Below are 12,993 nucleotides of genomic sequence, written 5' to 3'. Positions count from 1 at the left end.
TCATCGTCAGACTAACCACACCAACACAACGCCCCACGCACACATCCGTGCCTGGGGCGTCGTGCCGTCTACGCAGAACGCAACGGCAGCCCGCGACGCCAGCGCCGGGCGCCGACCCGGGCTGCGAACGAAGCCGGCCTGCAAACGTTACGGTGCAGGACCGCCGCAAGGCAAGAATGTGGCCGTGATGGCATGACGACTGCGCCGAGGTGACGGCGGACTTCCTCCGTGGCTTATTCGGCCTGGCCGATCTCGAACTCTATTTTGCCCGCCCCTTGCACCGAGCCTTCCAGGCGATCTCCCGGTCGGACGGGGCCGACGCCTTCCGGTGTGCCGGTGTAGATCAGATCGCCAGGCTGCAGGTGGTAGTAGGACGACAGATCGGCGATGATCTCCGGGATGCTCCAGATCATGTCGGATAGATCGGCACGCTGGCGGACTTCACCATTGACCCTTAGCACGATCTCCCCGTTGCGCAGGACCTGGCCGGCGGCGGGCTGGATTTCGCCGCACACGGCCCCACTCTCCACGTTCTTGGCGAGATCCCAGGGATTGCCCCTGGCCTTGGCCGTGGCCTGCAGGTCGCGCCGGGTCATGTCGAGGCCGCAGGCATAGCCGTAGATCATGCGCCGGGCGGAGGATTCGCTGACGCGGAAACCGGGCTCGCCGATCGCAACCACGAGTTCCATCTCGTGATGGTAGTCGCGGGTTTCGGGTGGGTAAGGCGCCGTACCGCCCGAGAGGGCGAGGTTGGCGGAGGACTTGGTGAAGTACACCGGGCGCATGCTGGCCTTGTCGACCGAGCTGCCCATCTCGATCGCGTGGGCCTGGTAGTTGCGGCCGACGAAGAACAGGCGATTGACCGGGAAGCGGGCGCCGGTACCGCGGACGGGCAGGGACACGGGCGCCGGGGGCGTCCACAGGTAGTTGATTTCGGGCATTTCGGGCCTCTTGACCATCGAGCCGCGGAGTCTACAACGACCGGGGCGGCCGAAGGGGCTCGGTTATAATGCGGGCCTGCCCGCGGACACCCCATCGGGGGTCACGGTGGCCCGTTCTGGCGCCTGTTCCGCACTGCCCGTATCCGACCCGGTTCTCGAGAACATGACTTCGATCCTCAAGCTGCGTGGCGCCCCGGCGCTGTCCTCCTCCCGTCTGGAACGTCTTTCCCGCGCCGTCGGCGAGGTGTTGCCCAAGCTGGCCGGACTGGCCGCGGAGCACTGGTACTTCGTCGAGGTCTCGGCTGCGCTGGACGAGGCGGAGCGTGCGCGTCTGGTGGATCTGCTCGACGCCGGGCCGGCAAGCACGGCAGCCCCCACCGGCACGCTGCGCCTGGTGGTGCCGCGCCTGGGCACGATCTCGCCGTGGTCGTCCAAGGCCACCGACATCGCGCACCAGTGCGGTTTCGATAAGATCGTGCGCATCGAGCGCGGCATCGCCTATTCGATCGACGCGCGCGGGGTCGACGGCAACACCGCGCTGGCGGCGTTGCTGCACGACCGCATGACCGAGTCGGTGCTCGACAGCATGCAGGCGGCCGAGGCGCTCTTCCACCACTACCAGCCGCAGCCGCTCACGACCGTGGACATCCTCGCCGGTGGTCGCGCCGCGCTCGAGCGTGCCAACGGCGAGCTCGGCCTCGCGCTGTCCGAAGACGAGATCGACTACCTGGTGGAGAACTTCAGCCGCATGGGGCGCAACCCCACCGACGTCGAGCTGATGATGTTCGCCCAGGCCAACTCCGAGCACTGCCGGCACAAGATCTTCAACGCCGACTGGGTGATCGACGCGCGGCCGATGGAGAAGTCGCTGTTCGGCATGATCAAGGACACGCACAAGGCCCACCCCGAGGGCACGGTGGTGGCCTACTCGGACAACGCCTCGGTGATCGAGGGCGCGCGCATCGCCCGCCTGTACCCGGACGCCGACGGCACCTTCCGCTACCACGACGAGGACACCCACATCCTCGCGAAGGTCGAGACCCACAACCACCCGACCGCGATCTCGCCCTTCCCGGGCGCGGCCACCGGCGCCGGCGGCGAGATCCGCGACGAGGGTGCGACCGGCCGCGGCTCTCGTCCCAAGGCCGGCCTGGCCGGCTTCACGGTTTCCAACCTCAACATCCCCGACTTTGGCCAGCCCTGGGAGAAGCCCTACGGCAAGCCCGAGCGCATTGCCTCCGCGCTCGACATCATGATCGAGGGCCCGATCGGCGCCGCCGCCTTCAACAACGAGTTCGGCCGCCCCAACCTCGCCGGCTACTTCCGCACCTTCGAGCAGGCAGTGCAGGGTGAGGTGCGCGGCTACCACAAGCCGATCATGATCGCCGGCGGCTTGGGTAGCATCCAGGCTCGGCAGGCCGAGAAACCCACCTTCCCGCCGGGCACGCTGCTGATCCAGCTTGGCGGCCCGGGCATGCTCATCGGCCTGGGTGGCGGCGCGGCCTCGTCGATGGCGACCGGCACCAACACCGCCGACCTCGACTTCGCCTCGGTGCAGCGCGGCAACCCCGAGATCCAGCGCCGCTGCCAGGAGGTCATCGACGCGTGCTGGCAGCAGGGCGAGAACAATCCGATCATCGCCATCCACGACGTCGGTGCCGGCGGCCTGTCGAACGCGATGCCCGAGCTCGCCGATCACGCCGGCCTCGGCGCCCACTTCGAGCTGCGCGAGGTGCACATCGAAGAGCCGGGCATGAGTCCGCGCGAGATCTGGTCGAACGAATCGCAGGAGCGCTACGTGCTCGCGATCGCGCCCGAGAGCCTGCCGATGTTCCAGGCCTTCTGCGAGCGCGAGCGCTGCCCCTTCGCGGTGCTTGGCACCGCCACCGCCGATGGCCACCTCACCGTGTCCGATCGCCACTTCGGCAACAAGCCGGTGGACATGGACATGAAGGTGCTGCTCGGCAAGCCGCCGAAGATGACGCGCAACGTGTCGCGGCGCGCGGTGCATCTGCCGCCTTTCGACACCACCGGCTTCGATCTCCAGGAGGCTGGGATGCGCGTGCTGCGCGTGCCCGCGGTGGCCAGCAAGAGCTTCCTGATCACCATCGGCGATCGCTCGGTCGGCGGCCTCACCGCGCGCGACCAGTTCGTCGGGCCTTGGCAGGTGCCGGTGGCCGACGTCGCGGTCACCGCGATGAGCTTCCAGGGCTACCGCGGAGAAGCCTTCGCGATGGGCGAGCGCACGCCGCTGGCCTGCGTCGATGCGCCGGCATCGGGCCGCATGGCGATCGGTGAGGCAATCACCAACATCGCCGCCGCCGACATCGAGAAGCTCGGCGACGTCAAGCTCTCCGCCAACTGGATGGCTGCCGCCGGCCACCGCGGCGAGGACGCGCGTCTTTACGACACCGTAAAGGCCGTGTCCGAGTTCTGCGTCAGCGCCGGCCTGTCGATCCCGGTCGGCAAGGACTCGCTGTCGATGCGCACTGCCTGGCGCGATGGCGAAGAGGACAAGCAGGTCGTCGCTCCGCTGTCGCTGATCGCCACCGCCTTCGCCCCCGTGCAGGACATCCGCAGCACGCTCACGCCGCAACTGCAGCTGCATGAAGGCGTGGAGACCGAGCTGCTGCTGATCGACCTCGGCAACGGCAAGAACCGCCTCGGCGGCTCGGCCTTCGCCCAGGCTTACGAGTCGGTCGGCGAGCATGCGCCGGATGTCGATCCCGCCCAGCTCGCAGCGTTCTTCGAAACCGTGCAGCGACTGCGCCGCGACGGCCTGCTGCTGGCCTATCACGACCGCTCCGATGGCGGCCTCTTCGCCACCGTGTGCGAGATGGCCTTCGCCGCGAAGTGCGGCCTGTCGCTGATCCTCGATACCGTCTGCTACGACCCCTACATGATGGACGTCGATGGTCTGGAGAAGAAGCCGGACACGCTCAAGGGCCGTTTCGACGACCGCCTCTTCGCCGGTCTCTTCGCCGAGGAACTCGGCGCGGTGATCCAGATCCGCCGCGACGACCGCTCCCGCATCACCGAGGTGCTGCGCGCGGCCAGGCTCGCTTACCACTTCATCGGCGAGCCCAACGACAAGGATGAGATCCGCTTCCGCCGCAACGCCAAACTCGTGTTTGCCGCCAGCCGGGTCGAGCTGCTGCAGGCGTGGTCGGAGACCAGCTATCGCGTCGCCAAGCTGCGCGACGATCCCGAGTCGGTGCAGCAGGAATTCGACGCGCTCGCCGACGCCGGCAACCCCGGCCTGTCGGTGGCGCTGTCCTTCGACGTCAAGGAGGACGTGGCGGCGCCCTTCATCGCCAGCACTGCGCGTCCCAAGGTCGTCGTGCTGCGCGAGCAGGGTGTCAACTCCCAGTTCGAGATGGCGGCAGCCTTCGAGCGTGCCGGCTTCACCCCGGTCGACGTGCATATGTCGGACCTGCAGGCCGGTCGCATCGACCTGGCCGACTTCCATGGCCTCGCAGCTTGCGGCGGCTTCTCCTATGGCGACGTGCTCGGCGCCGGGCAGGGCTGGGCCAAGTCCATCCTGTTCAACCCCCGCCTGCGCGACGAGTTCGCGGCTTTCTTCGGGCGCAGCGACACCTTCGCCCTCGGGGTGTGCAACGGCTGTCAGATGATGGCCCACCTCGCGCCGATCATCCCCGGCGCCGAAGCCTGGCCCACCTTCCACCGCAACCGCAGTGAACAGTTCGAGGCCCGCTTCGTGATGGTGGAGGTCGCAGACAGCCCCTCCATCCTGCTCCAGGGCATGGCCGGCAGCCGCATGCCGATCGTGGTCAGCCATGGCGAGGGCAGGGCGGTGTTCCACAGCGAGGCCGACCGCGAGCGCGCCCTCATGGCGCTGCGCTACGTGGACAACCACGGCAATCCGGCACAGACCTATCCGGCCAACCCCAACGGCTCGCCGGAGGGTGTGACGGGCTTCACCACTGCCGACGGGCGCTTCACGATCATGATGCCGCACCCCGAGCGCACCGCGCGGACCCTGCAGATGTCGTGGGCGCCGCAGTGGCTGGTCACGGACAGTCCCGACGCCTCGCCCTGGCTGCGCATGTTCCGCAATGCCCGCTTGTGGCTCGGCTGATTGCAGGGACCACGCGATCCGGGTAACGCGATGTGAGTTTCCGCTCAAGTCGCCGAAGCGTCAGCCGTTAAGAGGTTCCGGCTGGTCACGGTGGCGGACAGCATTGCGGGGGAATGGATTGAACCAGACGATTTCGACGCGCGAATTGAAGATCGGCATGTTCGTCGTCGCTATCGATCGTCCATGGACCGAGACACCATTCATGATGCAGGGCTTCCTGCTGGAGAATGTCGACCAGCTCCGGGCCCTGCAGCACTACTGCCGTTCGGTCACGATCGATCGCACACGCTCGATCGGCGACCAGTACAGCGCCAAGGTCTTCGACAAGGACGCGCCCCTGCGTGGCGCGGACGGGTTCGTGCGCAAGCACCCCGACGTCACCGAATCGCGTGTCGGGGCGCAGCGCTTCATCAAGGTCGCGCGCGGCTTCAAAGGCAAGATCCACACCCTCCGTCAGCCGCACGTCCCGCGCATCCGCATCGAGGACGGGCGCAGCCGGCTCGAGTCCGAGCTGCTCTACTCGGCACCGATCGTCGATGACGTGTTCCGGGCCTTGCGCGAGACCCAGCTCGCGATCGACAGCAATGTCGCCATCGACGTCCCCCAGATCAGCGGCCTGGTCGGCGAGATGGCCGCCGGCGTGCAGCGCAACCCCGACGCACTGCTCTGGCTCACCCGCCTCAAGCGCACCGACCAGTACGCCTACGACCACGCGGTGAACGTCTCCGTGCATGCGATGGTGTTCGCGCGCTTCTTGGGCCTGAGCGGCAAGCAGGTGCATCAGCTCGGCCTCGCCGGCCTGCTGCAGGATATCGGCAAGGTGCAGATCGACTACGGTCTGCTCAGCAAGCCCGGGCCGCTCGACGAGCGTGAGTTCGAGCACGTCAAGGCCCATGTCACCCACACGGTGCGCCTGCTGCAGGCGCACCGGGACTTCGACGCCGAGGTGCTGGCGACCATCGCTGCGCACCACGAGCGCTTCGACGGCACCGGCTACCCGCGCGGGCTCGAAGGCATGAGCATCCCGCTGCCGGCGGAGATGGCCGGCATCACCGACGCCTACTGCGCGATGACCCGCGACCGCGTCTATCGCGAGGCCGTCTCCAGCCAGCGCGCCATGGAGACGCTGAACCAGCTGCGCAACACGCAGTTCCGCGACACCTTGGTCGACCAGTTCCTGCAGTGCATCGGCCTCTATCCGATCGGCACCCTGGTCGAACTCAACAGCGGCGAGGTCGGCGTGGTGATCCAACAGAACCAGGTGCGCCGATTGCAGCCGCGTGTGCTCGTGCTGCTCGCCCCCGACAAGAGTGTGGAGCGCTTCCCGCGCACCCTCGACCTGCTGATGCAGCCCGACACCGCCGACGGCGAGCCCTATCGCATCTTGCAGGCGCTGCCGCCCAACGCCTTCGGCATCGATCCCAACGACTTCTTCCTCGCCTGAACATGGATTCGCTGATCCCCAACGGCTTTCTCTCCGCGCTCACCGAGGTCTCGGCGCGGATGGCCGAGATCGCGACCGAGGGCCGGGGAGTGGGGGTCATCTCGCTCTATGCCCAGCCCGATGCGGCGCTCTATCGCCTCCCGCTCGAGCACCTGCGCCGCTTCGAGCGCGCCATGGAGCGTCAGATCCGCGCCCAGCTGCGCAGTCGCGACCGCCTGTTCGCGGTCGATGGCAAGGAATGGCTGATCGTGCTGCCGAGCGTGGCCAGCAGTGCGGTCCTCACACTCGGCATGCTGCGCTTCGAGCAGACCTTCAACGATGGCCTGCTGGTGGTCGACGGCCTCGACCTGCCGGTACGCGTGGTGTGTGGCGCGGCGATGTCGCCCGACCACGGCAAGGACGGCTTCCACCTGCTGCAGTCGGCACGCATCGCCGGTCTGGTCGCCGGGCGTGCGGACGGCGGCAGCCTGCTCTTCGAAGCCTCGATGGAGCGCAGCGCGCCCAACGTCGCCCTGCTCGAGCGCGACCTGCGTACCGCGTTTTCCGGGGGGCCGGAGCTCGAGCTCTGGCTGCAGCCCAAGGTCCACCTCGCCAGCACGGAGTGCCGCAGCGCCGAGGCCTTGCTGCGCTGGCGCAACAGCGCGGGCGAATTCGTGCCGCCCCCGGTCGTGATCGGCCTGATCGACCGCTTCGGCCTGCGTCACCGTTTCAATCGCTGGCTGTTCCAGCAGGCGGCGCAGGTCCTGCACGAGTTGCGCATGGAAGGCCTGGAGATCGACATCTCGATCAATCTCTCGGCGACGGACCTCTACGACGCCGAGGTGCCCGACCTGATCGGCCAGGCCCTGTCGACCTGGAACCTCGAGGCGGGCCGGCTGTGTCTGGAGATCACCGAGACCAGCATGATGGACGAGCGCTCGGGCAGCAGCGTCTCGGAGGTGCTCCAACGCTTGCGCCAGCTCGGTGTCGCCCTGTCGATCGACGACTTCGGCACCGGCTTCTCGGGCATGAGCCGGCTCAAGCGGCTCGCCGTGCAGGAGGTCAAGATCGATCGCAGCTTCGTCATCGACCTGCTCGCCTCGGCGCGCGACCGCGAGATCGCCGCCGCGATCATCGACCTCTCGCACCGTCTCGGCATCGAGGTCACTGCCGAGGGCGTGGAGGACGGTCGCACCGCCGAACTGCTCGCCGGCATGGGCTGCGACTACATCCAGGGTTTCCTGCATGCCCCGGCCCTGCCGCTGACGGATTTCGTCGCCTGGGTGCGCGCTCGCGAATGCATCGGCCGGCAGCCGGTGCAAACCTGACCACGATCAATTCAAGCACGGACCGATCCGGTAGAATCCGCCGTGTTGTTGTGGCTTCCACGGATCCGATCCCCCCATGCAGCGCTTTCGTCATCGTCTTCACGTCTGGATCGCGATCTTCGCGATGGCGTTGAGTGCGCTGGCGCCGGCAGCGAGCCGCGCGATGGGGCCCGACGACAACGGCCGCTACCTCGTGCAGATTTGCTCTGCCGTCGGGATGGAGTGGGTGGAACTGAGTGTCGACGAGGCCGCCTTCCATGGTGACGTCGGTGCGATGAACGCCGACTCCGATTCGCACCCGTCCTCCCTCCCGCTCGAGGAGTGTCCTTACTGTCTCGCGCAGTTCGGCAACGTGCTGGCGCCCGCGGCCGACCTCTCGCCTTCCTTCGCCGTCGCCGGCGGGACGCCACTCCCCACGCTTTTCCTCGTCGCCCCGCGACCGCTCTTCGCGTGGTCGTCCGCGCATCCGCGCGCGCCGCCCGCGCGCGCCTGACCCTGCGCACGCGCGAACGCCGCGCGTGTTCGCCGTAGCGGTCCTTTCCCCCGCCCGAAGTCCCTTCCTCGCCCGCCGGCCTGCCGGTCGTGCGAGCCCTTCGCACGCAAACCCGCGTTCTCCGCTGTCTTTGCCGGAGCGCGCCGGCACGTCGCGTGCGGACCGCAATCCTCCAACGATCGGAGATCCACGATGCAAAAGTCGTTCCTGGCCGCACCGCTGCTGGCCGCCCTCGCCCTTTTCGGCAGCGCCGTCGCTCACGCCGAAGTCACCGTCGCCGAGCCTTGGGTGCGCGCCACCGTGCCCGCGCAGAAGGCCACCGGGGCCTTCATGCGCGTGAAGTCCGACACCGACGCCCGCCTCGTGTCCGCCGCCTCGCCGGTCGCTGGCGTGGTCGAGATCCACGAGATGCTCATGGACAAGGACGTCATGAAGATGAACCGCATCCCCGGGCTCGACCTCCCTGCCGGCAAGGACGTCGAACTCGAGCCTGGCGGTTACCACGTGATGCTGATGGATTTGAAGGCTCAGGTGAAGGAGGGTGACCAGGTGCCGGTGACGCTGACCGTCGAGAACAAGGATGGCAGCCGCCAGACCATCGAGCTCACCGCGCCGGCACGTCCGCTCAATGCGCCGATGAAGATGCAGCACGGCAAGCACTGAGCCTCGGGGATCACAGCGATCCACCGACGTGCATTCGGGCCGCCCTGACCGCCGCGGCCCGCGAGTTTGCTTTTCGACAATCGAATCGATGTCCGATCGCCCGCGGGCGATCGGCAGGGCGTTCTCATGCCTGCGATCCGTGTGGGTCCGGCGGAAGGCCCGATCAACGAGAACACTCATCATGAAGAAGAACTTTCGACGTCTGCCACTCGCCGTGGCGATTTCCCTTGCGCTGCCGGCGCTCGCCCTTGCCCAGGAGACGACGCTCGGGCGCGTCATCGTCACAGCGCCCGAGGCCGCGGCCACTAACAGTGGAACCGTGGTCAACGCCCCTGCACTGCAGTCTCTGAAGCCCGCCACCAGTGATGCTGCGTCGCTTCTTCGCGATGTGCCGGGCGTGAGTCTCTACGGCTCGGGCGGGGTTTCCAGCCTGCCGTCGATTCGCGGTCTGGCCGACGATCGCATCCGCATCAAGGTCGACGGCATGGACCTGATCGCGGCCTGTCCCAACCACATGAACCCGGCACTGTCCTACCTCGACCCCTCCAATGTCGGCCTGCTCGAGGTCTATCCGGGCATCTCGCCGGTGAGCGTCGGCGGCGACAGCATCGCCGGCACCATCCTTGCCGAATCCAAGGCGCCGGTGTTTGCCGAGGACGGCAAGACGCTGATGACGGGTGAGGTCGGGGCGTTTTACCGCAGCAACGGCAATGCACGCGGCGGTAATCTCGGCGCCACTTTCGCAAGTGATTCGCTGAGCGTCAGCTATGCAGGTTCGACGGCCGAGAGCGACAACTACGAGGCCGCGCGGGCGTTCAAGACGCGGACGGCGACGGGCCGGGTGGGGCATACCTTGGCGCTCGACGAAGTGGGCTCCACCGCCTACAAGAGCCGCAACCACGAACTCGGCTTCGCCTTCAAGGGCGGCGACCACCTGTTCGAGGCCAAGGTCGGCCTGCAGGACATCCCCTATGAGCTGTGGCCGAACCAGCGCATGGACATGCTCGAGAACGACCAGAAGCGTGTGAACCTGCGCTATCAGGGCAAGTACGACTGGGGCAAGCTCGAGGCGCGCGCCTACCACGAGAAGGTCGAGCACTTCATGGATTTCGGTGCGGACAAACGCTACTGGTATGGGGGAAGCGTAGCGAACGACGTCATCATCGGCTCCGGAGGCCCGACAGTTCTCAACGGTACGCCGTGTTCGCCGCTCAGCCCGTCCTGCGCAGCGGGCATGCCGATGAACACCGAGAGCAAGAACACGGGCTTCGCGCTCAAGGGCGACGTGGATCTTTCGGCGACCGACCTTCTGCGCGTGGGCGCCGAGATCCAGCGTTATCGTCTCGACGACTGGTGGCCGGCATCGGGCGGCGGGATGTGGCCGAACACCTTCTGGAACATCAACGACGGCGAGCGCGATCGCAACGCGGTCTTCGCGGAGTGGGAGGCGCAGCCGAGTGCGCAATGGACCACCCTGGCGGGCGTGCGCTACGAGCGCGTGAAGACCGATACCGGTCCCGTGCAGGCATATAACAACGCTGTGGCCCCTGCCACGATGCTCGTGCCCGCTTTCAACAGCGCTGATCGCGAACGCACGGACAACAACTGGGATGTGACGCTGCTGGCCAAATACACCGTCGATCCCACGCTCGACGTGGAGGTGGGTTTCGCGCGCAAGGTGCGCTCGCCCAGCCTCTACGAGCGCTATAGCTGGTACAGCCGCGGCATGGAAATGCTGATGGTGAACTGGTTCGGCGACGGCAACGGCTACATCGGCGACATCAACCTCGAGCCCGAGAAGGCGCGCACCGTATCGGCGACCTTCGACTGGCACTCGATCGACCGCAAATGGGAGCTGAAGGCGACGCCGTTCTACTCGCGGGTCACCGACTACATCGATGCAGTACGCTGTCCGACGAGTCTCGGCGGGTCATGCTCGGCCGCCAATCTCTCCGCGACCAACAGCTTCGTCTTCCTGCAGCTCGCCAACCAGTCGGCTCGCCTGTACGGCATCGACCTCTCGGGCCGCATGCCGCTGGCGAGCACGCCCTATGGCGAATTCGGGCTGCGTGGGGTGCTCAACTACACCGACGGCAAGAACCGCGAGACCGGCGACAACCTCTACAACATCATGCCGCTCAACGTGAAGCTCACGCTGACGCACCAGCATGGTGGCTGGGACAACGCGCTCGAGTGGTTCGCCGCACAGTCCAAGGACGACATCTCGGCGGTGCGCAACGAGCAGGAGACCTCGGGCTACAACCTGGTGAACCTGCGGACGAGCTATTCCTGGAAGCAGGTGCGCGTCGACTTCGGCGTGGAGAACGTGTTCGACAAGTTCTACTACCTGCCGCTCGGCGGCGCCTATGTCGGCCAGGGAACGACGATGACCAGCAACCCGGTCGGCGCGGTTCCGCTGTGGGGCACGCCGGTCCCGGGTGCGGGCCGTTCGATCTACGCGGGCATCAACTACAAGTTCTGAGTCATTCTTCAGACGATAAAAAACCCCGGTCCCGCAACAGCGGCACCGGGGTTTTTTCTGCTGCCCGCGAATGCTTACTTCTTGCGCATCGGTGGCAGGTCGGTGCAGCTGCCGTGGGCCACTTCGGCGGCCATGCCCACCGTCTCACCCAGGGTCGGATGCGGGTGGATGGTCTTGCCGATGTCGGTGGCGTCGGCCCCCATCTCGATGGCCAGGCACACCTCGCCGATCATGTCGCCGGCCGACGGCCCGACGATGGTGCCGCCGATCACGCGGTGAGTCTCGGCGTCGAAGATCAGCTTGGTGAAGCCGTAGTCGGCGCCGTTGGCGATGGCGCGCCCGCTGGCCGCCCACGGGAACTTGGCGGTATCGACCTTCTTGCCCTCGGCCTTGGCCTGCGCCTCGGTGTAGCCGACCCAGGCCACTTCCGGATGGGTGTAGGCCACGCCCGGGATCACGGTGGCGTCGAAGGCCGCCTTATGGCCGGCTGCCACTTCCGCGGCGACGTGCCCCTCATGCACTGCCTTGTGGGCGAGCATGGGCTGGCCGACGATGTCGCCGATCGCGAAGATGTGCGGCACATTGGTGCGCATCTGCGCATCCACCGGGATGAAGCCGCGCTCGCCGACGATCACGCCCGCCTTCTCGGCGCCGATCTTGTTGCCGTTGGGCGAACGGCCTGCCGATTGCAGGATCATGTCGTAGCGCACCGGCTCGGCGGGGGCTTTCTCGCCCTCGAACTTCACCCACAGGCCGTCGTCCCTGGCCTCGACCGCCACGGTCTTCGTCTTGAGCATGATGTTGTCGAAGCGGTGGGCGTTCTGCTTCTCCCATACCTTCACGGCGTCGGCGTCCGGACCCTGCATCAGGCGGTCGAGCATCTCGACCACGTCGATGCGTGCGCCCAGGGTCGAGTACACCGTGGCCATCTCCAGGCCGATGATGCCGCCGCCGATCACCAGCATCTTGCCCGGCACCTGACGCAGCTCGAGCGCACCGGTGGAGTCGACGATGCGCGGGTCGCGCGGCAGGAAGGGCAGGTGCACCGCGGCCGAGCCGGCGGCGATGATGCAGTTGCGGAACTTTACCACCTTCTTCGCGCCGGTCTTGTCCTGGCTCGCGCCGGTGGTCTCCTCGATCTCGAGGTGGTTGGGGTCGAGGAAGCTGCCGTAGCCGCGCAGGATGTCGACCTTGCGTGCCTTGGCCATGCCGGCGAGCCCGCCGGTGAGCTTGCCGATCACGCCGTCCTTGTGCTTGCGCAGCGCGTCGACGTCGACCGAGGGCTTGGCGAACTGGATGCCGGCGGTATGCACGTGCTCGGCCTCCTCGATCACCGCCGCGACGTGCAGCAGCGCCTTGGACGGGATGCAGCCCACGTTCAGGCACACGCCGCCGAGCGTCGAATAGCGCTCGATGATCGCGGTCTTGAGGCCGAGGTCGGCGGCGCGGAAGGCCGCCGAGTAGCCGCCCGGGCCGGCGCCGAGCACGATCATGTCGTATTCGGCGTCGGCGCCGCCGGCGTGGCTCGCCGCCGCCGGGGCGGCGCTCGGCGTGGCCGCAGGAG

The 12,993-nt window shown here is 67.3% G+C and carries 8 protein-coding genes; 6 read left to right on the top strand and 2 right to left on the bottom strand.

Annotated features, from left to right (window positions below):
* Positions 1-233 precede the first annotated feature (233 nt).
* Positions 234-941 carry a fumarylacetoacetate hydrolase family protein gene (locus C665_RS14690; RefSeq protein ID WP_004317838.1) on the bottom strand — a complete coding sequence of 236 codons (708 nt, stop codon included), beginning with the start codon at positions 939-941 and terminating at the stop codon, positions 234-236.
* A gap of 163 nt (positions 942-1,104) precedes the next feature.
* Between C665_RS14690 and purL the strand changes: the two genes are divergently transcribed.
* The 6 genes from purL (at position 1,105) to C665_RS14660 (ending at position 11,429) form a co-directional block, all read left to right on the top strand.
* Positions 1,105-5,040 (top strand): phosphoribosylformylglycinamidine synthase, encoded by a 3,936-nt coding sequence (purL, locus tag C665_RS14685; protein ID WP_004317836.1) that lies wholly within the window; start codon positions 1,105-1,107, stop codon positions 5,038-5,040.
* Positions 5,041-5,158: 118 nt separating this feature from the next.
* Positions 5,159-6,484: an HD-GYP domain-containing protein gene (locus C665_RS14680; protein WP_012585864.1), complete on the top strand. Its 1,326-nt coding sequence runs from the start codon at positions 5,159-5,161 to the stop codon at positions 6,482-6,484.
* 2 nt (positions 6,485-6,486) lie between these two features.
* A complete protein-coding gene (locus tag C665_RS14675; protein WP_004317833.1) occupies positions 6,487-7,791 on the top strand; it encodes a GGDEF domain-containing phosphodiesterase in 1,305 nt (434 codons plus the stop codon).
* Positions 7,792-7,867: 76 nt separating this feature from the next.
* Complete coding sequence (locus tag C665_RS14670) at positions 7,868-8,284, top strand: DUF2946 domain-containing protein (RefSeq protein ID WP_004317831.1); 417 nt, start codon at positions 7,868-7,870, stop codon at positions 8,282-8,284.
* A 192-nt stretch (positions 8,285-8,476) separates the two neighbouring features.
* Positions 8,477-8,947: a copper chaperone PCu(A)C gene (locus C665_RS14665; protein WP_004317828.1), complete on the top strand. Its 471-nt coding sequence runs from the start codon at positions 8,477-8,479 to the stop codon at positions 8,945-8,947.
* A 181-nt stretch (positions 8,948-9,128) separates the two neighbouring features.
* A complete protein-coding gene (locus C665_RS14660) occupies positions 9,129-11,429 on the top strand; it encodes a TonB-dependent receptor (protein WP_004317827.1) in 2,301 nt (766 codons plus the stop codon).
* A gap of 74 nt (positions 11,430-11,503) precedes the next feature.
* On the opposite strand, the gene lpdA is transcribed toward C665_RS14660, so the two are convergent.
* The coding region (gene lpdA, locus C665_RS14655) for a dihydrolipoyl dehydrogenase (protein WP_004317825.1) at positions 11,504-12,993 on the bottom strand (1,490 nt) is incomplete at its 5' end.

Source organism: Thauera aminoaromatica S2 (genome assembly GCF_000310185.1).
Lineage (GTDB): Bacteria > Pseudomonadota > Gammaproteobacteria > Burkholderiales > Rhodocyclaceae > Thauera > Thauera aminoaromatica.
This window is presented reverse-complemented; position numbering and strand designations above follow the sequence as displayed.

Bases quoted from the DNA above. Each gene is read 5' to 3' on its own strand.
- purL (WP_004317836.1), top strand. From the start codon at position 1,105: ATGACTTCGATCCTCAAGCTGCGTGGCGCCCCGGCGCTGTCCTCCTCC.
- C665_RS14665 (WP_004317828.1), top strand. From the start codon at position 8,477: ATGCAAAAGTCGTTCCTGGCCGCACCGCTGCTGGCCGCCCTCGCCCTT.
- C665_RS14670 (WP_004317831.1), top strand. From the start codon at position 7,868: ATGCAGCGCTTTCGTCATCGTCTTCACGTCTGGATCGCGATCTTCGCG.
- C665_RS14675 (WP_004317833.1), top strand. From the start codon at position 6,487: ATGGATTCGCTGATCCCCAACGGCTTTCTCTCCGCGCTCACCGAGGTC.
- C665_RS14690 (WP_004317838.1), bottom strand. From the start codon at position 941: ATGCCCGAAATCAACTACCTGTGGACGCCCCCGGCGCCCGTGTCCCTG.
- C665_RS14660 (WP_004317827.1), top strand. From the start codon at position 9,129: ATGAAGAAGAACTTTCGACGTCTGCCACTCGCCGTGGCGATTTCCCTT.